At 56.1% G+C, this 19,755-nt stretch carries 21 protein-coding genes; 9 read left to right on the forward strand and 12 right to left on the reverse strand.

Annotated features, from left to right (window positions below; genetic code table 11):
- Positions 1–23 precede the first annotated feature (23 nt).
- From xseB to ACZ3HG_RS14380, 4 genes are all read left to right on the forward strand, one after another.
- A complete protein-coding gene (xseB, locus tag ACZ3HG_RS14365) occupies positions 24–266 on the forward strand; it encodes an exodeoxyribonuclease VII small subunit (RefSeq protein WP_191935170.1) in 243 nt (80 codons plus the stop codon).
- Positions 266–1,165: a (2E,6E)-farnesyl diphosphate synthase gene (gene ispA / locus ACZ3HG_RS14370; RefSeq protein WP_191935169.1), complete on the forward strand. Its 900-nt coding sequence runs from the start codon at positions 266–268 to the stop codon at positions 1,163–1,165. Before xseB ends, ispA begins: the two co-directional genes overlap by 1 nt.
- A gap of 19 nt (positions 1,166–1,184) precedes the next feature.
- Complete coding sequence (gene dxs / locus ACZ3HG_RS14375) at positions 1,185–3,050, forward strand: 1-deoxy-D-xylulose-5-phosphate synthase (RefSeq protein WP_191935168.1); 1,866 nt, start codon at positions 1,185–1,187, stop codon at positions 3,048–3,050.
- A 91-nt stretch (positions 3,051–3,141) separates the two neighbouring features.
- Positions 3,142–4,116, forward strand: a complete 975-nt coding sequence (locus tag ACZ3HG_RS14380; RefSeq protein WP_191935167.1) for an aldo/keto reductase — start codon at positions 3,142–3,144, stop codon at positions 4,114–4,116.
- Positions 4,117–4,187: 71 nt separating this feature from the next.
- Here ACZ3HG_RS14380 and pgpA read toward each other — a convergent pair whose 3' ends face one another.
- The 6 genes from pgpA to nrdR form a co-directional block, all read right to left on the reverse strand.
- Positions 4,188–4,685, reverse strand: coding sequence for a phosphatidylglycerophosphatase A (gene pgpA / locus ACZ3HG_RS14385; RefSeq protein WP_191935166.1), 498 nt, complete (start codon positions 4,683–4,685; stop codon positions 4,188–4,190).
- Positions 4,672–5,649: a thiamine-phosphate kinase gene (gene thiL / locus ACZ3HG_RS14390; RefSeq protein WP_191935165.1), complete on the reverse strand. Its 978-nt coding sequence runs from the start codon at positions 5,647–5,649 to the stop codon at positions 4,672–4,674. Before thiL ends, pgpA begins: the two co-directional genes overlap by 14 nt.
- Before the next feature lie 51 nt (positions 5,650–5,700).
- The gene (gene nusB, locus ACZ3HG_RS14395; protein WP_191935164.1) at positions 5,701–6,120 is read right to left on the reverse strand and encodes a transcription antitermination factor NusB; all 420 of its coding nucleotides are present in this window, start codon (positions 6,118–6,120) and stop codon (positions 5,701–5,703) included.
- Between the two features lie 16 nt (positions 6,121–6,136).
- Positions 6,137–6,607 carry a 6,7-dimethyl-8-ribityllumazine synthase gene (gene ribH, locus ACZ3HG_RS14400; RefSeq protein WP_062747791.1) on the reverse strand — a complete coding sequence of 157 codons (471 nt, stop codon included), beginning with the start codon at positions 6,605–6,607 and terminating at the stop codon, positions 6,137–6,139.
- An 87-nt stretch (positions 6,608–6,694) separates the two neighbouring features.
- Positions 6,695–7,798 carry a bifunctional diaminohydroxyphosphoribosylaminopyrimidine deaminase/5-amino-6-(5-phosphoribosylamino)uracil reductase RibD gene (ribD, locus tag ACZ3HG_RS14405; protein WP_191935163.1) on the reverse strand — a complete coding sequence of 368 codons (1,104 nt, stop codon included), beginning with the start codon at positions 7,796–7,798 and terminating at the stop codon, positions 6,695–6,697.
- Between the two features lie 4 nt (positions 7,799–7,802).
- Positions 7,803–8,252, reverse strand: a complete 450-nt coding sequence (nrdR, locus tag ACZ3HG_RS14410) for a transcriptional regulator NrdR (RefSeq protein ID WP_062747795.1) — start codon at positions 8,250–8,252, stop codon at positions 7,803–7,805.
- A gap of 190 nt (positions 8,253–8,442) precedes the next feature.
- Here nrdR and ACZ3HG_RS14415 point away from each other — a divergent pair, with 190 nt between their 5' ends.
- Positions 8,443–9,006 carry a SadB/YajI family lipoprotein gene (locus ACZ3HG_RS14415; protein ID WP_191935162.1) on the forward strand — a complete coding sequence of 188 codons (564 nt, stop codon included), beginning with the start codon at positions 8,443–8,445 and terminating at the stop codon, positions 9,004–9,006.
- 51 nt (positions 9,007–9,057) lie between these two features.
- On the opposite strand, the gene secF is transcribed toward ACZ3HG_RS14415, so the two are convergent.
- From secF to queA, 5 genes are all read right to left on the reverse strand, one after another.
- Positions 9,058–9,999, reverse strand: coding sequence for a protein translocase subunit SecF (gene secF, locus ACZ3HG_RS14420; protein WP_213014354.1), 942 nt, complete (start codon positions 9,997–9,999; stop codon positions 9,058–9,060).
- Positions 10,000–10,036: 37 nt separating this feature from the next.
- Positions 10,037–11,884 (reverse strand): protein translocase subunit SecD, encoded by a 1,848-nt coding sequence (gene secD / locus ACZ3HG_RS14425; RefSeq protein ID WP_465333135.1) that lies wholly within the window; start codon positions 11,882–11,884, stop codon positions 10,037–10,039.
- A gap of 26 nt (positions 11,885–11,910) precedes the next feature.
- On the reverse strand, positions 11,911–12,240 hold the full coding sequence (yajC, locus tag ACZ3HG_RS14430) for a preprotein translocase subunit YajC (RefSeq protein WP_062747803.1): 330 nt from the start codon (positions 12,238–12,240) through the stop codon (positions 11,911–11,913).
- A gap of 18 nt (positions 12,241–12,258) precedes the next feature.
- Positions 12,259–13,389 carry a tRNA guanosine(34) transglycosylase Tgt gene (gene tgt, locus ACZ3HG_RS14435; protein WP_191935160.1) on the reverse strand — a complete coding sequence of 377 codons (1,131 nt, stop codon included), beginning with the start codon at positions 13,387–13,389 and terminating at the stop codon, positions 12,259–12,261.
- A 74-nt stretch (positions 13,390–13,463) separates the two neighbouring features.
- A complete protein-coding gene (queA, locus tag ACZ3HG_RS14440; protein ID WP_191935190.1) occupies positions 13,464–14,534 on the reverse strand; it encodes a tRNA preQ1(34) S-adenosylmethionine ribosyltransferase-isomerase QueA in 1,071 nt (356 codons plus the stop codon).
- A 161-nt stretch (positions 14,535–14,695) separates the two neighbouring features.
- Here queA and ACZ3HG_RS14445 point away from each other — a divergent pair, with 161 nt between their 5' ends.
- The 3 genes from ACZ3HG_RS14445 to ACZ3HG_RS14455 all read left to right on the forward strand — a co-directional run bounded on the left by ACZ3HG_RS14445 (position 14,696) and on the right by ACZ3HG_RS14455 (position 17,492).
- A complete protein-coding gene (locus ACZ3HG_RS14445) occupies positions 14,696–15,277 on the forward strand; it encodes an ACP phosphodiesterase (RefSeq protein WP_465333138.1) in 582 nt (193 codons plus the stop codon).
- Between the two features lie 194 nt (positions 15,278–15,471).
- Positions 15,472–16,074 (forward strand): peroxiredoxin C, encoded by a 603-nt coding sequence (locus tag ACZ3HG_RS14450; protein WP_056233921.1) that lies wholly within the window; start codon positions 15,472–15,474, stop codon positions 16,072–16,074.
- A gap of 134 nt (positions 16,075–16,208) precedes the next feature.
- Positions 16,209–17,492: a histidine-type phosphatase gene (locus ACZ3HG_RS14455; protein ID WP_465333241.1), complete on the forward strand. Its 1,284-nt coding sequence runs from the start codon at positions 16,209–16,211 to the stop codon at positions 17,490–17,492.
- Positions 17,493–17,568: 76 nt separating this feature from the next.
- Here the strand turns inward: ACZ3HG_RS14455 and ACZ3HG_RS14460 are convergent, their stop codons facing one another.
- Complete coding sequence (locus ACZ3HG_RS14460; protein ID WP_191935158.1) at positions 17,569–18,231, reverse strand: helix-turn-helix transcriptional regulator; 663 nt, start codon at positions 18,229–18,231, stop codon at positions 17,569–17,571.
- A gap of 113 nt (positions 18,232–18,344) precedes the next feature.
- On the opposite strand from ACZ3HG_RS14460, the gene ACZ3HG_RS14465 reads away from it, so the two are divergent.
- The gene (locus ACZ3HG_RS14465; protein WP_191936925.1) at positions 18,345–19,742 is read left to right on the forward strand and encodes an MFS transporter; all 1,398 of its coding nucleotides are present in this window, start codon (positions 18,345–18,347) and stop codon (positions 19,740–19,742) included.
- Positions 19,743–19,755: the final 13 nt, after the last annotated feature.

The raw sequence follows: 19,755 nt of genomic DNA on the forward strand, positions 1-19,755 counted from the left end.
AAAATGATAAGTCAGGATTAAAAATGCCGAAAAAAGCCGAACAGCCCGCCAGTTTCGAAACGTCACTGCAGCAGCTGGAACAGATTGTTACCCATCTTGAGAGCGGCAACCTTCCCCTGGAAGAAGCGCTGAATGAATTTGAACGGGGCGTGCAGCTGGCACGTCACGGACAGAAAACCCTGCAACAGGCTGAACAGCGCGTACAGATTTTACTGAGCGATGATAAAAACGCCGATCTGACACCATTCACGCCGGAAAACGACTGATGGATTTCAATGTGTTACTCACCGCGCACTATCAGCGGGTGAATGCCGCACTGCAACGGTTTATTTCGCAACTGCCCTTTCAGAGTAGTCCTCTGGTGAATGCAATGGAGTATGGGGCACTATTAGGGGGCAAGCGGTTACGCCCTTTTCTGGTGTATGCCACGGGTACCATGCTGCGTGCCGACGATGCTGCGCTTGATGCGCCTGCAGCCGCGGTGGAGTGTATCCACGCCTATTCCCTGATCCACGATGATTTACCCGCCATGGATGATGACAGCCTGCGTCGCGGCCAGCCCACCTGTCATATTAAGTTTGGTGAGGATTCTGCCATTCTAGCCGGGGATGCCCTGCAGACGCTGGCCTTTTCAATCCTTGCTGATACACCGATGCCCGGCGTGACGGCGCAAGCCCGTATCGCTATGCTGTCAGAACTGGCCCAGGCCAGTGGTGTAGCCGGTATGTGTGGCGGCCAGGCCCTGGATCTGGCGGCGGAAGGGAAGCAGGTTACGTTGCACGAGCTGGAACAGATCCATCGTCATAAAACAGGCGCGCTGATCCGCTCTGCGGTGCGGCTGGGTGCCCTGACCGCCGGTGAGCACGGACGCGCTGCCCTGCCCGCTCTGGATCGCTATGCCAGTGCCATTGGCCTCGCTTTTCAGGTACAGGACGATATTCTGGACGTCATCGGGGATACCGCCGTTCTCGGCAAACGGCAGGGAGCCGATCAGCAGTTAGGAAAAAGTACCTACCCGGCATTAATGGGGCTGGACAATGCCCGGGAAAAAGCATGGGATCTCTATCAGGAATCCCTCAGCGCATTAGAAACGCTTGCCGTACAGTCTTACGACACCGCCCCACTCCGGGCGCTGGCAGGCTTTATAATTGAACGCGATAAATAACTTCCAAATGAGTCTCTGAATGAGTTTTGAACCTGCAAAATACCCAACGCTTGCTCTGGCAAGCACGGTGCAAGAATTACGTTTGCTACCGAAAGAGAGTCTGCCAAAACTCTGTGACGAGCTGCGCCAGTATCTGCTCGACAGCGTAAGCCGCTCCAGCGGTCATTTTGCGTCTGGTCTTGGCGTGGTTGAACTCACCGTTGCCCTGCATTACGTCTATAACACGCCGTTTGATCACCTGGTGTGGGACGTCGGCCATCAGGCCTATCCGCACAAAATCCTGACCGGGCGTCGCGATCGCATCGGCACCATCCGCCAGAAAAATGGCCTGCATCCGTTCCCGTGGCGCGATGAAAGTGAATATGACGTGCTGAACGTCGGTCACTCGTCCACCTCAATCAGCGCTGGCCTTGGTATGGCTGTGGCCGCCGGGAAAGAAGGGAAAGATCGCCGTACCGCCTGTGTCATTGGCGATGGCGCGATCACCGCCGGCATGGCGTTCGAAGCGATGAATCACGCCGGGGATATTAAAGCCGACCTGCTGGTGGTGCTGAACGACAATGAAATGTCGATCTCAGAAAACGTGGGTGCGCTGAACAACCGCCTCGCGCAGATCCTTTCCGGCAAGACTTATTCCCGCCTGCGTGAAGGCGGCAAAAAAGTACTGGGCGGTCTGCCGCCGATCAAAGAGCTGGTCAAACGTACCGAAGAGCACCTGAAAGGCATGGTGGTACCGGGTACGCTGTTTGAAGAGCTGGGCTTTAACTACATCGGCCCCGTTGACGGACACGATGTGCTGGCACTGGTGCAGACACTGCGCAATATGCGCGCGCTGAAAGGCCCGCAGTTCCTGCACGTAATGACCAAAAAAGGCAAAGGCTACGCCCCGGCAGAAAAAGACCCGATTAGCTGGCACGCGGTGCCGAAATTTGACCCGGCCAGCGGTCTGCTACCAAAAAGTGCCGAAGGATTACCCAGCTATTCAAAAATTTTCGGCCAGTGGCTGAGTGAAACCGCCGCAGAAGACAGTAAGCTGATGGCCGTCACCCCAGCCATGCGTGAAGGCTCCGGTATGGTCAGCTTCTCCCGCGACTACCCGCAACAGTATTTTGATGTAGCGATTGCGGAACAGCATGCCGTGACCTTTGCCGCCGGGCTGGCCATCGGAGGCTATAAGCCGGTGGTGGCGATCTACTCCACCTTCCTGCAGCGCGCCTATGACCAGCTGATCCATGACGTGGCAATCCAGAAGCTGCCAGTACTGTTTGCCATCGATCGCGGTGGCATTGTCGGTGCCGACGGTCAGACACATCAGGGCGCATTCGATATTGCCTTCCTGCGCTGTATTCCGAATATGGTGATCATGACGCCAAGCGATGAGAACGAATGCCGTCAGATGCTGTATACCGGCTATCATCACGACAGCGGACCCAGTGCGGTACGCTACCCGCGCGGCAGCGGAACAGGTGCGGCGCTGGAGCCGCTGGCCTCACTGCCGCTGGGTAAGGGGCGCACGCTGCGTGAAGGAAGCGGGCTGGCTATTCTCAACTTCGGTACCCTGCTGCCAGAAGCCGCCGCCGCCGCAGAAGCGCTGAATGCCACGCTGGTCGATATGCGCTTTGTGAAACCACTGGATGACGCGCTGATCCTCGAACTGGCCGCCAGCCATGATGCGCTGATCACCCTTGAAGAAGGCGCAATTAAAGGCGGAGCCGGAAGTGGAGTGAATGAGCTACTGATGGCTAAGCGCCGGCCGGTTCCGGTGCTGAATATCGGCCTGCCGGATGCCTTTATTCCCCAGGGAACACAGGATGAAATCCGTGCCGATTACCTGCTGGATGCCGCCGGTATCCGCCAGCAGATCGAGACCTGGCTGGCACAGTAATCCTGCCGCTAAAGTGTTACAACGTGCTCCCTTCACCGGGAGCTTTTTTTTGCCTGCTATTCTTACTAAATGATTAATAGCAGGAGTCCGCATGAAAACCCTTCAGTTAGCCAATACCGATCTGACCGTTTCCCGCCTGTGCCTGGGCTGCATGACCTATGGTGAACCCGACAGGGGCCGCCATGCCTGGACGCTGCCCGAAGAGAGTAGCCGCCCGCTGATCCGCCAGGCGCTGGAAGCCGGGATCAACTTTTTCGATACCGCTAACAGCTACTCTGACGGCAGTAGCGAAGAAATTGTTGGCCGGGCCCTGCGGGAATTTGCCCGGCGTGATGAGGTCGTCGTCGCGACAAAAGTCTATTTCCCGATGAGCAACCTGGCCGGCGGCCTGTCGCGGGCCAGTATCATGCAGTCCATTGATGACAGCCTGCAGCGCCTGGGCATGGAGTACGTCGACCTGCTGCAAATCCACCGCTGGGACTACGACACGCCGCTGGAAGAGACGCTGGAAGCCCTGCATGACGTGGTCAAAGCAGGTAAAGCACGTTACATCGGTGCCTCCTCCATGCACCCCGAACAGTTTGCCCGCGCGCTGCAGACGGCAGACAGCAACGGCTGGACGCGTTTTGTCACCATGCAGGATCAGTACAACCTGATCCAGCGCGAGGAGGAGCGTGAAATGCATCCTCTGTGCCTGCAAGAAAATATTGCCGTACTGCCCTGGAGCCCGCTGGCCCGCGGCCGCCTCACCCGCCCGTGGGGAGAAACCACCGCCCGTTCGGTATCGGATGAATACGGTGAAACGCTCTACAGCCAGAGTGAGAAAAACGATGCAGAAATTGCAGAACGGCTGGCTAACATTGCCCGGGATAAAGGAGTAAGCCGTGCGCAAATCGCGCTGGCCTGGCTGTTGAGTAAACCGGCGGTTGCCGCCCCGATCATCGGCGCTTCGCGCAGTGAACAGCTGGAGGATTTGGTGAAAGCCGTAGATGTTGAATTAACGCAGGAGGAGATTTTTGAACTGGAAAGCGTCTACCAGCCGCACCCGGTCGTCGGGTTCGAATAATCCCGGCGTGGGGAGTAAAACGGGCTGAACGTTATCACGGGCCGGTCGCAACAGCAGACCGGCCCACGGCATCAGCCCGCCAGGTAGAGTGCGCAGCCCCACAGCAGGCCGGCTGAGATCACCCCGGCAATAATATCATCGACCATGATCCCCATGCCGCCGTGCACGTTGCGGTCAAACCAGCGAATAGGCCAGGGTTTCCAGATATCCAGAACGCGGAACACCAGGAAACCTGCCAGAACCCACTGCCAGCTGTCGGTCGGGATGGCCATCAGCGTGATCCACATGCCGATAAACTCGTCCCAGACGATGCTGCCATGATCGTGAACGCCCATATCTTTCGCGGTACGGTGGCAAAGATAGACACCGATACTGATCCCCAGCAGCAGCACCAGAGAATAGAGATCCTGTGGCAGCAGGTTGAGCAGGTACCAGAATGGGATGGCCGCGAGGGATCCTGCCGTTCCCGGCATCCAGGGGCTCAGACCGCTGCCAAACCCGGTCGCCAGCAGATGCCAGGGGTTGCTCATCTTCAGGCGACTTTTCGCCACGTCCTTAGCGCGTACCAAAATGGTCAAATCCTTTCAGGTTCAGTTCTACCGGCTTATCATCCTGCAGCAGCGTCAGGCCTTCTGACTGCGGAGCAATCTGGCCGATACAGGTGAAGGGAACGCCAAGATAGCCCAGCGCCACGTCCAGCGCGCCGCGGTTAATCTCCGGAACGGTAAAGCACAGCTCATAATCTTCCCCACCGCTCAGCGCCCAGCGTATGGCCTGTTCCGGTTCGAAGTGCTGTTTCAGTACGGCGGAAATCGGCAGTGCATCAAGATGGAGACGGGCACCACAGTCACTGGCTTTAAGAATATGGCCGAGATCGGAGACCAGCCCGTCAGACAGGTCGATAGCCGAACTGGCGAGATCGCGCAGCGCCTGCCCCTGAAGGATTCGCGGCATCGGGCGCAGATGGCGCTTGATTAGCGCCTCATGGGCTGCCGGATCGCTAATCTTCACGTGGTGTTGCAGCAGTTCAAGGCCAGCAGCACTGTCACCGAGCGTGCCGGTGACGTAAATCCAGTCACCTACGCGCGCACCACTGCGCTTCAGCGCCCGTCCCTGCGGCACCAGGCCATGAATACCCAGCGTCATACTCAAGGGCCCGCGCGTGGTGTCACCCCCGATCAGCTGCATATCATAGTAGTCGAGCAGCTCAAACAGACTGTCGCTGAAATCTTTCAGCCAGGCTTCATTGATCTCTGGCAGCGTCAGGGCCAGCGTCAGCCATGCAGGATCAGCGCCCATGGCAGCCAGGTCGCTGAGGTTTACTGCAAGGGCTTTATATCCGAGGTCGGCGGGATGAATATCTCGCAGAAAATGCACGCCTTCTACCAGCGTGTCAGTGCTGATTGCCAGCGTCTGCTTTTCCGGTACGCCGAGTAATGCGCAGTCGTCACCGATGCCTTTTTCAACATCGCGACGGGAACTGGTTACACGGTCAAAATAACGCGCAATCAGTTCAAATTCGCCACAAGCCATAATGCATTCCGGGAGTAAAAAGATGAGGCCGTGATGAGCGGCCTCAGAGAATTATTTGCGGTTGGGACGGATAAACGGGCCAGCTTTGTCCAGCACGCCGTTGACAAACTTATGGCTGTCTTCAGCACCGAACACTTTAGCCAGTTCGATCCCTTCGTTGATCGCCACCTTGTAGGGAACGTCTGCACGCTTGCTGAGTTCAAACAGTGAGATACGCAGGATGGCCTTCTCAACCTGTCCCAGCTCTTCCAGCTGGCGTGACAGGTAAGGTTGCATCAGGCCGTCGAGGTATGCACTGTTAGTTGCAACGCCGCCGACCAGCTCACGGAAGTAATTGATATCGACGTCTTTAACGTCCTGTTCCGCCAGAAACTGGTATTCGACATCAGCGATGTCGTTTTTGGAGATTTGCCAGGAGTAAAGTGCCTGAACAGCACATTCACGGGCGCGGCGACGAGCAGCAGGTTTCACGAAATTCCCCTTAAAATCAGGCTTTGATGGCTTTCAATACGTTAATCATTTCCAGAGCGGTCAGGGCTGCTTCAGCACCTTTATTACCCGCTTTGGTTCCGGCGCGTTCAATGGCCTGCTCGATGTTTTCCGTCGTCAGTACGCCAAAAGCAACCGGGATATCGCTGTTCATGGCAACGCTGGCCAGACCAGAACTGGCCTCACCTGCCACATATTCGAAATGGGCGGTGCCGCCACGGATAACGGTTCCCAGCGCCACAACGGCATCATGCTTACCGGTGTTCGCCAGCGCACGTGCGGTCATTGGCAGCTCATAGGCACCCGGAACCCAGACGACGGTGATGTTTTCATCTTTGACCTGACCAATACGCTTCAGGGCATCAATGGCACCACTCAGCAGGCTGTCGTTGATAAAGTTGTTGAAACGCGCAATAACCAGAGCAACGCGCGCGTCAGGAGTAGCAACAGCAGCTTCGATAACGTTCATATTCTTCCTTTCAGGGTTCTGTTTGGCCCCGCAGGGGGGCGGATTCTACCATACTCTTCAGGGGTCTGCTTGTTTTTGCGCAAACCGCTATAACGGCGTCAGCGTCAGGCGTAAATCAGGCCCAATCTGACGGATATCACTAAAAGCAAAAGCGGGGGCATCGACGAGATGCGCAAGGCCCGGCAGCTGACACAGGCCTCGCCCGCTATCACCCAGCAATTTAGGGGCCAGATAAACAATCAGTTCATCCACCACCCCGGCCTGTAACAACGCCCCGGCAAACTGCGCCCCGGCTTCCACCCAGACACTGTTAATCTGTTTTCTGCCCAGCAGCATCATCATTGCCACTAAATCCAGCCGCTGGTTATGCCGTGGCACACTGAACTGCGTGACGTTTTCCGGCCATGCCAGTTCATCGCAGGTCGTGCGCGCCAGCCAGGTTTCACCGGATTGTGCAATAAGCTGATGCTGAGGCGTGACGCGATTCTGGCTGTCGACAATAATTCTCACCGGCTGACGCAGCAGGTCAGCGGGGTAATCAGCCTGAGTCGCGTCATCCAGCTCCTGATGACGAACCGTTAATGACGGGTTATCCGCCAGTACGGTCGCACTGGTGCTGAGAATAGCGGAGCTCTGCGCCCGCAGACGCTGGACGTCGCGCCGCGCCTGCGGCGAAGTGATCCACTGGCTTTCGCCACTGGCCAGTGCGGTGCGGCCATCAAGCGATGCCCCCAGTTTAAGCTGAACCCAGGGGAAACCGGTACGCATACGCTTAAGAAAGCCGCGATTCAGCGCTTCGGCCTCCTGCATCATCAGGCCGTGGCTGACATCAATACCAGCCTGCTGCAAGCGGTAGAGGCCACGCCCCGCGACTTCCGGGTTCGGATCCTGCATGGCCGCGACGACGCGGCTGACACCGGCGCTGATCAAGGCGTCACAGCACGGCGGCGTACGCCCGTGATGACTGCACGGCTCCAGTGTCACATAGGCTGTCGCGCCTTTGGCTTTTTCACCGGCCATGCGTAACGCATGCACCTCCGCGTGCGGCTCACCGGCGCGCAGATGGTAGCCTTCACCGACAATGTCGCCGTCGCGAACCAGCACACAGCCAACGTTAGGGTTCGGTGTGGTAGTAAAACGCCCTCTGCGCGCCAGTTCCAGCGCGCGCGCCATATACACTTCATCACGCATAACGTCAGTCCTGTAGGCGGGCGATCTCTTCGCCAAATTCACGGATATCTTCAAAACTACGGTAAACCGAGGCAAAGCGAATATAGGCCACTTTATCCAGTTTTTTCAGCTCATCCATCACCAGGCTCCCGATCAGCTTGCTGGCAACTTCCCGCTCTCCCGTCGCCCGTAGCTGGCTTTTGATATGGGTCAGTGCGGTTTCGACCGCATCAGAATTAACCGGCCGTTTTTCCAGCGCTTTCATCAGGCCACTGCGCAGCTTGTCTTCATTGAACGGTTCACGCACATCATTGCTCTTGACCACGCGCGGCATGACCAGTTCGGCCACCTCAAAGGTGGTAAAACGCTCATGGCACACCAGGCACTGACGGCGGCGGCGCACAGAGGTGCCTTCCCCGACCAGACGGGAGTCGATCACTTTCGTATCCACGGCAGAACAGAATGGGCAATACATGACGCGTCCTGTTAATTCTTAAGAGTAACGGGTAGTGTACCGCGAACCCGGCTTAGAGCCAAAGGCGCGTCCGCAATACTGCCCTGATTTTATGCGGCTTACGCAACAAAATCCCTTATTTCTTTGCAGGCGATCAAGACCCGTTTGCTCTAAGATAAAGTCATTCGCTTCAATCAAAAGGAAATGAACAATGACAAGCACTTATCTTCGTCTGTCACTGGGTTCGCTGCTGCTGCTGGCGGGCTGTGCCAGCACGCCGCCCCAGCCCAAAATCAATCAGCTGCATAACGAAGTAGGGAAACTGACCCAGGAGATGCGAAAGCTCACGAAGCAGGCTGCCGCGCTTGAGCAACAGGGCAATCTGAACAGCGGTTCGGCGCAGGGGGCCTGGCTGCTGCCCGCAGCCAATACCGGCGTGATCCTGAAAAGTCAGGCCGGTGAGCTGAAGTTGTCGCTGAGTCATGTGCAGCAGGAGGCCAACGGAACCCGTGCCATCCTGCATATACGTGCCACCGGAGAGGCTCCCCTTCCGGCCTTTACGGCCCAGGTGGAATGGGGAGAACTTGACAGTACCACCGGAAAACCCCTGACGGTAAACAGCCAGGTACAGCAGATCGCGGTAGCCCGTGAACTGCTGCCCAAAACGGAAGTGACGCTGCCCCTGCGCTTGAGCAACCTTCCGCCCGAGCAGTTAGGGTATGTGCGTGTGCATGATGTCGTGGTCAGCCCGCCGCCTGCGGTGACAGCACCATAAAAAAAGGGCCACGCGATGCGTGGCCCTTTCAGTTGGAGAAGGTTTAACCCGTTAAGGCAGAATGGAAGGCTGGTCTGCGCCCTCTTTTTCCACTTTCTGCTGCAACATATGCTCGCGCTTCATGCCCAGCTTCAGCGCCAGCGCAGAGGAGACATAAATCGACGAGATGGTACCGATAGTGATACCGATCAGCATGGTTAACGAGAAACCTTTCAGCAATGCGCCGCCGAAGACAAACAGGATCATGACCATCGCCAGGGTTGTTACCGAGGTGATAATGGTACGACTCAGGGTCTGCGTCAGGGAGACGTTGGTGATGTCATAAGACGAACCGCGACGGATCTTGCGGAAATTCTCACGAATACGGTCTGATACCACGATCTTATCGTTTAGCGAGTAACCGATAACTGACATCAGTGACGCAATGATAGTCAGGTCAATCTCAACGTGGAACAGCGACAGCAGACCGGCAGTAATGATCACATCGTGCGCCAGCGCCAGTACCGTACCCAGTGCAAGACGCCACTCAAAGCGGAAACCGATGTAAATCAGAATGGCAATCAGGGCGGATAACAGCGCCATCCCGCCAGCCTGAGCCAGATCGCTTCCCACACTTGGGCCAACAAATTCAATACGCTTGACCGTGGCCTGCTGCTGGGTGGTCTGGTTGATCGTCGCCAGCACTTTCGCGCCCAGCTCCTGACCTGCATTCCCCTCACGCGGTGACATACGGACGATCACGTCACGGCTGCTGCCAAAGTTCTGCACCTGCGGCTCGTCAAATCCTGATTTCACCAGGCTGTCGCGCAGCAGATCCAACTCAACGGGCTGCTCGAGGTTAATTTCAATCACCGTACCGCCGGTGAAATCCAGACCCCAGTTAAAACCGCGCACGCCCATGATGGCTACGGATGCAATCAACAACAGCACCGAGATGGCGAAAGCCAGCGTGTCCCAGCGCATAAAGTCATAGACTTTACGGCCGTGGTTCATTTGTTCAACACTATGTTCCTGTGACACAACGCACTCCTCAGATAGACAGCTTGTTGATGCGTTTGCCGCCGTACAACAGATTGGCGATGGCGCGAGTACCAATAATTGCGGTAAACATCGAGGTCGCAATACCGATTCCCGTGGTGATCGCAAAGCCTTTAATTGAACCTGTACCCACTGCGTACAGAATCAACACTTTGATCAGCGTCGTGACGTTAGCATCAACGATACTGGAGAACGCGCCTTTATAGCCCTCATGGATCGCCTGCTGAACGGAACGCCCGTTACGCAGCTCTTCCTTGATACGTTCGTTGATCAGGACGTTAGCATCGACCGCTACCGCCAGCGTCAGCACAATCCCGGCAATCCCCGGCATGGTCAGCGTAGCGCCAGGCAGCAGGGACATGATACCGACAATCAGCACCAGGTTTGCCAGCAGCGCACTGGTCGCAATCAGACCAAACTTCTTGTACCACACCACCATAAAGATGATGGAGGCGATCAGGCCCCACAGGCAGGCTTCCAGACCCTGAGTAATGTTCTGCTGACCCATTGTCGGGCCAATCGTACGCTCTTCAACAATCTGGATAGGCGCAATCAATGCACCGGCACGCAGCAGCAGCGAGAGCTGACGGGCTTCGTTCGGATTATTAATGCCGGTAATACGGAAGCTGTTACCCAGACGTGACTGGATATTGGCGACGTTGATGACCTCTTCCTGCTTCTCAAGAATGGCACGGCCGTTGGCGTCTTTCTTTCCGCTGTCTTTATACTCGACAAACAGAGTTGCCATCGCTTTACCGACGCTGTCCTTGGTGAAGTTGGACATGATGTTACCGCCCGCGCTGTCCAGGGAGATATTGACCTGGGGCTGGTTGTATTCATCTGTGCTGGAAGTGGAGTCAGTAATATGGTCGCCGGTGAGGATCACACGCTTATACAGCACCACAGGCTGGCCATCTCGAGTGTCTTTCACTTCAGAGTCACCCGGAACGCGACCATTCGCCGCCGCCGTAGCATCCACGCTGGAGTTCACCAGGCGGAACTCCAGGGTAGCCGTAGCACCGAGGATCTCTTTCGCGCGCGCCGTGTCCTGAATACCCGGCAGCTCGACCACAATACGGTCAGAACCCTGACGCTGTACCAGCGGTTCGGCTACACCGAGCTGATTCACGCGGTTGCGCAGAATGTTGATGTTCTGCTGCACCGCATATTCACGGGCTTCACGCAAACGTTCGTCACTCATTACCGCCGTCAGGGCATTGCTGCCGCTGCTGTTGATGACCATATCGCGGTGACGACCGGCCAGCCAGGTGACAGCCTGATCGCGTGCGGCGGCATCACGGAAACGGATTTCCATGCCGTAATTATTAGTTTTACGAACGTTAACGTAAGGAATGCTTTTCTCACGCAGATCGCTACGCAGGCTATCGATATTCTGCTCCTGGAGTTTACCCAGAGCCGTATCCATATCCACTTCCATCAGGAAGTGCACACCGCCACGCAGATCGAGACCGAGTTTCATCGGTTCGGCGTTAAGCATGGCAAGCCATGATGGCGTCGCAGGTGCGAGGTTAAGCGCCACAACGTAACTATCGCCAAGCGTCTTGATAATCGCTTCACGCGCGCGCATCTGCACGTCGGTGTTAGCGAAGCGCGCCAAAATAGCGCCATTTTCCAGCGCCAGTGATTTGGCCTGAATATTATCTTGTTTTAATGCGGTCTGGATCTGAACCAGCGTTTGCTCACTGGCGGCGCTTCCGCGCGCACCAGTGATCTGAACGGCCGGATCCTCACCATACAGGTTAGGCAGTGCATACAGCAGACCGACGAGTAATACGACGATCAGCATGATGTACTTCCACAAAGGATAACGGTTTAACACGGCAGTTCCCTTAGGGAAATCGAAAATTAAAGCGCCTTCATTGTACCTTTCGGCAGAACGGCGGCAACGAAGTCACGTTTGACCACAACTTCAGTGGTTTCGTTCAGTGCGATAGCAACATAGCCGGTTTCAGCGACTTTAGTCACACGGCCTACCAGACCACCGGTCGTCAGCACTTCATCACCTTTAGAAATGGAGTCCATCAGTTTCTTGTGCTCTTTCGCACGTTTCTGCTGAGGGCGCAGGATCATAAAGTAGAAAATCAGACCAAACACAACCAGCATAATCACCAGAGAGTAAGGACTTCCCTGAGATGGTGCTGCGGCTGCTACGGCATCAGAAGTGAAAAAGCTCATTAAATTTCCCTCATTTGTTTAATTATCAGACGGTAATGGCGGAACCGCCAGCCCCGTCCGTTGGTAGAATTCGGTGACGAAGTGCTCTAAATTACCTGCTTCGATAGCCTGGCGTAAACCGGCCATCAGACGCTGATAGTAACGCAGGTTATGGATGGTGTTGAGACGCGCACCCAAAATTTCGTTACAGCGATCAAGATGATACAGATAAGCCCGGCTGTAATTGCGGCAGGTATAGCAGTCGCATTCGGCATCCAGCGGAGACGTATCGTCTTTATATTTCGCATTGCGGATTTTCACCACGCCGTCGGTCACAAAAAGATGGCCGTTACGCGCATTACGGGTGGGCATTACGCAGTCAAACATATCGATACCCCGGCGCACGCCCTCCACCAGGTCCTGTGGCTTACCCACGCCCATTAAGTAGCGCGGTTTATCCTCAGGAAGCTGCGGGCAGACATGCTCCAGAATACGGTGCATGTCTTCTTTTGGTTCACCGACCGCCAGGCCGCCCACAGCGTACCCATCAAAGCCAATATCTACCAGTCCTTTAACTGAGACATCACGTAAATCTTCGTAAACTCCGCCCTGAATAATACCGAACAGCGCGTTCTTATTGCCCAGTGAATCAAAGCGATCGCGGCTGCGCTGTGCCCAGCGCAGTGACATTTCCATTGAGCGTTTGGCGTAATCCCAGTCAGCCGGGTACGGGGTACATTCATCGAAGATCATCACGATGTCAGATCCCAGGTCGAACTGGATCTCCATCGATTTTTCAGGATCGAGGAAGATCGCATCACCGTTAATCGGATTGCGGAAATGCACGCCTTTCTCGGTGATCTTACGAATGTCCCCCAGACTGAAGACCTGGAAACCACCGGAGTCGGTCAGGATCGGCCCCTTCCACTGCATAAAGTCATGCAGGTCACCGTGCAGCTTCATGATCTCCTGGCCCGGACGCAACCACAGATGGAAGGTGTTGCCGAGGATGATCTGCGCACCGGTATCCAGTACTTCTTCAGGCGTCATTCCCTTTACCGTGCCATAGGTGCCCACCGGCATAAATGCCGGGGTTTCCACCACGCCACGTTCAAAAACCAGACGGCCACGGCGCGCGCGACCATCAGTTGTGTCTAATTCAAACTTCACATTGCCTCCATCAGAGAAACAGTCTGATGTTAATGGTTACAAAAGGGCCGGACGGTGCCGCCCCCTGGAAAGGATCACTGCCCCGGAATTTCGCTGACAGCCTGCGGATTACGGGTAATAAACATCGCATCACCATAGCTGAAGAAACGATATTTTTCAGCTACGGCCTGCTGATAAGCGTGCATCGTGTGCTGATAGCCTGCAAACGCCGAAACCAGCATGATCAGCGTGGATTCCGGCAGGTGGAAATTGGTCACCAGTACATCAATGATTTGATAGTGATAGCCGGGATAGATAAAGATGCTGGTGTCACCAAAGAACGGCGCAATCAGCGCATCCTGCGCCGCCTGCGCAGCGCTCTCCAGTGAGCGCACGGAGGTGGTACCGACGGCAATAACCCGGTTACCGCGCGCTTTACATGCCAGCACGGCATCCACCACGTCCTGCGGCACTTCCGCATACTCGGCATGCATGATGTGATCTTCAATGGTGTCTACGCGCACGGGCTGGAAGGTCCCCGCCCCGACGTGCAGGGTTACAAACGCGGTTTCAACGCCTTTCTCCCGCAGCGCGGCAAGCAGCGGCTCATCAAAATGCAGCCCTGCCGTCGGTGCCGCGACTGCCCCGGGTTTCTGGCTGTAAACCGTCTGGTACAGCTCGCGGTCAGCGTCTTCATCCGGGCGGTCGATATAGGGCGGCAGCGGCATATGACCGATGTCATTCAGAATATCCAGCACCGGGCGCGGGTCGTGAAATTCAATTTCGAACAGGGCATCGTGGCGGGCCAGCATCGTGGCCGGCACATTTTCTTCGTCCCCCAGCAACAGTTCACTGCCGGGCTTTGGAGCTTTCGACGCGCGGACATGTGCCAGCACGCGCTTGTCGTCCAGCATACGCTCGATCAGTACTTCGATTTTACCGCCGCTGGCCTTACAGCCAAAAATACGCGCCGGGATCACCCGGGTATTGTTAAACACCAGCAGATCGCCGGGATTGAGCTTATCCAGCAAATCGGTGAAGATCCCATGCGTCAGTTCGCCATCCGGGCCATTGAGCGACAGCAGACGGCAACCGCTGCGCTGGGCCTGCGGATAGTGGGCAATCAAAGATTCAGGTAACTCAAAGTTAAAATCGGCAACGCGCATGGTCATTCACAGTCCGGGAAATCAGGGCGCACATTCTAGCTGAAAACTGCCCATAGCTAAACAATCTGCTGACTATCCCTGCAACTATCGGCAAAATAAGTCACATTACCGCCAGCACAGCTGCGGCTTGAAGTCTGCCCGCTATAGGTTAGAATCCCGCCATGAATTATCTTGCTCACCTCCATCTTGCCACCCTTGCCGACAGCTCACTGCTGGGTAATATGATGGCCGATTATGTTCGCGGTAACCCTCACCAGCAGTGGCCCGCCCCTGTCGCTGAAGGCATAGCCCTGCATCGCCGCATCGACGCGCTGACGGATTCTCTGCCGGAAGTGCGCAGCGCACGCCAGCTCTTCCGCAGTGAAACACGTCGCGTGTCCCCGATTACCCTCGATGTCATCTGGGATCATTTTCTGTCATCTCACTGGAATACACTGGTGCCGGAAATTTCTTTGCCAGCTTTTTTGTCACATGTCAGAAGTGTGATCGAACCGCAACTTGGACCGACACCGGAGCGCTTCCAGACCCTTAATCATCACTTATGGAATGGACGCTGGATGGAGCGCTACGCCGAAGCGCCGTTTCTGCAAAATGTGTTACAGGGTATGGCCAGCCGCCGTCCAAAGCTGGCTGCACTGGCGGAAAGCTACCAGGATTTTATAGAAAATTATCAGACGCTTGAAGAATATTTCTGGCAGATTTACCCCCGCATGATGGCGCAGGCCGTGCAGCGTAAGCTGTAAAAGACATTGCCACGTTTACACCTTGCCCTTTTTCTAAAAAAGGTTATTGTATGATACTGCTTTATAATTACTCGAATTTTGATAGGCACAACCTATCCGAATAATTGGTGCAGTTCGCTGGCCCGCACCGGGCACGCCCCGTATACTGCCTGCGTCTTGTCACCTTAATTCAACTAACTTTTACAGGAGTGAACATGGTCCTGGTTACTCGTCCAGCCCCAGATTTTACCGCCGCCGCCGTCCTGGGCAACGGTGAGATCGTAGAGAACTTCAACTTTAAAAAACACACCGCTGGTAAAGCCACCGTTGTGTTCTTTTGGCCAATGGACTTCACCTTCGTATGCCCTTCTGAGCTGATCGCTTTCGACAAGCGTTATGCCGAATTCCAGAAGCGTGGCGTTGAAGTTGTGGGTGTTTCCTTCGATTCAGAGTTCGTGCATAACGCATGGCGTAAAACGCCGGTTGATAAAGGCGGCATCGGCGAAGTTCAGTACGCGATGGTTGCTGACATCAAACGTGAAATCCAGAAAGCCTACGGCATCGAGCACCCGGATGCGGGCGTTGCTCTGCGTGGTTCTTTCCTGATCGACAAAGCTGGTGTGGTTCGTCACCAGGTGGTTAACGATCTGCCACTGGGTCGTAACGTTGATGAAATGCTGCGCATGGTTGACGCGCTGCAATTCCACGAAGAGCACGGCGAAGTGTGCCCGGCTCAGTGGGAAAAAGGAAAAGAAGGTATGGGCGCATCACCGGAAGGTGTGGCTAAATACCTGTCTGAGAATGCTGCGAAGCTGTAATTACCGCTGCGTTTTCAATAAAGCTCGCTTCGGCGGGCTTTTTTTTCGTCTGTCCTCCCCTTCTCCGCACCTTTTGTCACACCTGTCTGAAAAACTTTGTAATGATGCCTACTGGTACAGATACCACAACAAGGATGATCCCGATGAAAAAGCACGTTCTGCGTTTTTCCCTCGCCGCCCTGCTCAGTTCGCTCAGCCTGCTCGCTCAGGCCGCGCCCCACTATGTGCTGGAAAAAGTGGTGGAAGTCAGCCGTCACGGGGTGCGTCCCCCTACGGCAGATAATCGTAAAGAGATGGAAACCGGCAGTGCCCGCCCCTGGGCCCCCTGGCTGACGGCTGACGGCCAGTTGACCGGCCACGGTTACACCGCGGCCTGGCTAAAAGGGCAATACGAAGGCAATGAATACCGCCGGGCCGGACTGCTCGGTGCAGGCTGCCCAACCGGGAAGGACGTTTTCGTCTGGGCCAGCCCCCTGCAGCGTACGCGCGCCACCGCCGAGGCCCTGACGGACGGGGCATTTCCCGGCTGCGGCCTGACGGTACATTACTCACCGGTGCATAACGACCCGCTGTTTCAGAACGACAGCCCGGGCGGCGTCACGCTGGATGCACAGAAGCAACGTGCAGGGGCGCTTAAAGCCCTGGGGGGAAGCCTCAGCGAGGCACAAAAGCGGCTCCAGCCGGAAATTTCTCTGCTGAAAAAAGCCGTCTGCCTGCCAGACCAGCCCTGCCCGGTATTTGATAAAGCGTGGGAAATTAAATTTGCCTCTGATGGGCGCATAATGATCACCGGCCTGGATACGCTGGCCGCGATGGCGGAAACCCTGCGCCTGGAATGGAGTGAGAATAAACCCCTGAGTCAGGTAGCGTTTGGTCATGCTTCGAGCGCCAGGGAGATGGGTAAACTGATGGCCATGCTGACGCCAAAATATGATGCCACCAACGACCAGCCTTACGTTGCGCAGCGCGGCGCATCCCTGTTTATGGATCAGATTGCCAAAGCGCTACAGCAGGGCGTTTCGCCTCAGGACAATGCCCCGCCGGATACCCGCTGGCTGCTGTACGTTGCCCATGACGTGAATATCGCCTATCTGCGTACCCTGCTGAACTTCAGCTGGCAGCAGGGTGACTATCCGCGCGGCACTATTCAGCCTGCGGGCAGCCTGGTGTTTGAACGCTGGCGTGATACAGAAAGCGGTAAACGCTATATCCGCGTCATGTTCCGTGGGCAGAGCCTCGATCAGATCCGCAATCTGACGCCTCCCGATGGTCAGCATCCGCTGTTGACCACCGAGTGGCACTATGCCGGCTGTCAGAAAACGGAGGCCGGTACTCTATGCCCATATGACAGCGCCCTGAAGCGTCTGCGCCAGCACATCGACCCGTCGCTGCTGCGCCCGGTCAGCTATGCGCAGTAAGCCCTCCTCGTGTTAAGGCAAGGCTGAGACATCCGGTGCCGTTTTTCCGTTATCAGGCGACAGGCGTGCTCCGGTTTCAGCATCCCTTAAAGGGCTGCACCCGATACGCACAGCGTCGGGCCTCGCTGAGGATATGCTCCACGCGAACCACTTCGGCCTCCAGGACGTCACTGAAAATGGCCTGTTCAGCGCGACAGAATCCCTGACAGCTTGCTGCGGCCGCGCAAATCGGGCAGTGGTTTTCAATCAACAACAGGCTGCCATCATCCTGTACCGCGTATTCCGCCATATATCCCTCTGCAGAACGGATCTCTGCCAGACGCGCCACCCGCGCTGGCAGGTCTGAAAGCGCTGACAGCTCCTGCCGGTAGAACACACGGGTTTTCTCCTCGCGTCTGGCAATCAGCATGTCAATCGCCTGTTCGCCGAAGGATTCACGCACCACATCCAGCAGTTGCACCGTGAGTTCAGGATGGGTATCAGGAAATTGTTTCTGCCCCTCCGGAGTAAGCTGCCAGAACTGGGAGGGACGCCCGACGCCTCGCGCCTGCGAAAACGCGGCCACCAGCCCTTCCGTTGCCAGCTTATTGAACTGCTGACGTGCCGCTTCAGCGGTCATGCCCAGCACGTTTCCCGCCTCAGAAGCCTGCTGCGGTCCACGCGTTTTCAGCAGGTGAAGCAGTCTCTGTGATGTCGATAAATGCTCTTTAGCCTCGGCAGGCGTTAGATGTGTTGACAATATTTTTCTACCCCAAACAATATAACAAGCATTTTCTTGTTTTATTAATTTACCTCAGGGCATGAAAGCAGGCAACCCTGAGTGACTCACTCACGTCGCTTAAGGAAATCATTATGTCACCACATGAAGGAAACTGGGGGGATCTTCTTTCCGGTAAGAATGCCCTGCGCTCTGTCGCGCTATCTGGTGGCGTGGCACTTCACGCTATTAATATTTACATCGCGACCACCGTGCTGCCTTCCGTCGTTAAAGAGATCGGCGGACTCAATCTTTACGCCTGGAATACCACGCTGTTTGTGGTCGCCTCAATCATCGGTTCGGCGTTGACCAGCCGGACGCTAAGTCGCGCCGGGTCACGAGGGACTTACGCTATCTCCATTCTGCTGTTTGTTGCCGGTTCTCTGCTGTGTGCGCTGGCTCCCAATATGCTGGCAATGTTAGTGGGGCGCTCCGTTCAGGGCCTTGGCGGTGGCTTCATGTTTGCCCTCGGCTACAGCATGATTTACGAGGTCTTTGAAAGAACGCTGTGGCCGCGTGCCTTTGCGCTGATCTCGGGGATGTGGGGGGTGGCCACGCTGATCGGCCCGGCGATTGGTGGCATCTTTGCGGATATGGACGCATGGCGGCTGGCCTTTGTTTTTCTGCTCCCCATGACAGCAATCTACGCCTGGGTGGTATGGCGGGCTTTGCCAGCGGAGAGCCGTCAACGCAGGCCAGCAGGCCGCCTGCCACTGATACAGCTGTTGCTGCTCACCGGCGCAGTCCTGGCCATCAGTATTGGCAGTACGAAATCACAACTGAGTGACAATCTCACAGGGGTTGCCCTGGCCATCCTGATGATAGCGCTGTTAATCCGCCAGGAATGGGTAAGTGATACCTGCCTGCTGCCACGCAATGCGCTGCGCCTGCGTTCCCCGCTGCTGAGTCTTTATCTCACTATCGGCCTGCTGGTGGTGGGCATGACCAGCGAAACCTTTGTCCCCTACTTCCTGCAGAATCTCCACGGCCAGACCCCACTGATATCCGGCTATCTGGCCGCGCTGATGGCGGCAGGCTGGACGCTGGCGGAAATCTGGAGCTCAGGCTGGCGAGCGAAAAAAGTGTCGCGGGCCATCGTCGCCGGTCCCCTGCTTGTACTGGCCGGGATGGTAATACTGGCTTTCTTCTTTCCGTTACAAAGCGACGCGAGTCGTATGCTCGTGGTGATCATTTCACTGGGGTTATTGCTGGTGGGTTTTGGCATTGGTCTGGGCTGGCCTCATCTGCTTACTCGCGTGCTGGATGTCGCCTCCCGTGACGAGCAGGATGCCGCTGCAGCCTCGATCTCCACGGTACAACTGTTTGCTACCGCATTGGGTGCGGCACTGGCAGGTATGCTGGCCAATCTGGGAGGCTTGAATGTACCCGGCGGCGTGGAAGGTGCCAGCAGTGCGGCAAGGATCGTGTTTAGCGTACTCGCTATCGCTCCTCTGCTGGCGTTTTTCAGTGCCAGACGGGCAGCGTTATCTTAAGGGGAAGGATAGT

It is taken from the genome of Erwinia sp. PME.40.26/001, assembly GCF_055556675.1.

Coding starts and splice junctions, on each gene's coding strand:
- ribD (WP_191935163.1), bottom strand. CDS start 7,798: ATGCGTGATGAAGTGTATATGGCGCGCGCGCTGGAACTGGCGCGCAGA.
- queA (WP_191935190.1), bottom strand. CDS start 14,534: ATGCGCGTTGCCGATTTTAACTTTGAGTTACCTGAATCTTTGATTGCC.
- ribH (WP_062747791.1), bottom strand. CDS start 6,607: ATGAACGTTATCGAAGCTGCTGTTGCTACTCCTGACGCGCGCGTTGCT.
- secF (WP_213014354.1), bottom strand. CDS start 9,999: ATGAACCACGGCCGTAAAGTCTATGACTTTATGCGCTGGGACACGCTG.
- nrdR (WP_062747795.1), bottom strand. CDS start 8,252: ATGTATTGCCCATTCTGTTCTGCCGTGGATACGAAAGTGATCGACTCC.
- ACZ3HG_RS14380 (WP_191935167.1), top strand. CDS start 3,142: ATGAAAACCCTTCAGTTAGCCAATACCGATCTGACCGTTTCCCGCCTG.
- dxs (WP_191935168.1), top strand. CDS start 1,185: ATGAGTTTTGAACCTGCAAAATACCCAACGCTTGCTCTGGCAAGCACG.
- xseB (WP_191935170.1), top strand. CDS start 24: ATGCCGAAAAAAGCCGAACAGCCCGCCAGTTTCGAAACGTCACTGCAG.
- ACZ3HG_RS14455 (WP_465333241.1), top strand. CDS start 16,209: ATGATCCCGATGAAAAAGCACGTTCTGCGTTTTTCCCTCGCCGCCCTG.
- yajC (WP_062747803.1), bottom strand. CDS start 12,240: ATGAGCTTTTTCACTTCTGATGCCGTAGCAGCCGCAGCACCATCTCAG.
- ACZ3HG_RS14450 (WP_056233921.1), top strand. CDS start 15,472: ATGGTCCTGGTTACTCGTCCAGCCCCAGATTTTACCGCCGCCGCCGTC.
- ACZ3HG_RS14415 (WP_191935162.1), top strand. CDS start 8,443: ATGACAAGCACTTATCTTCGTCTGTCACTGGGTTCGCTGCTGCTGCTG.
- ACZ3HG_RS14445 (WP_465333138.1), top strand. CDS start 14,696: ATGAATTATCTTGCTCACCTCCATCTTGCCACCCTTGCCGACAGCTCA.
- ACZ3HG_RS14465 (WP_191936925.1), top strand. CDS start 18,345: ATGTCACCACATGAAGGAAACTGGGGGGATCTTCTTTCCGGTAAGAAT.
- thiL (WP_191935165.1), bottom strand. CDS start 5,649: ATGGCTTGTGGCGAATTTGAACTGATTGCGCGTTATTTTGACCGTGTA.
- ispA (WP_191935169.1), top strand. CDS start 266: ATGGATTTCAATGTGTTACTCACCGCGCACTATCAGCGGGTGAATGCC.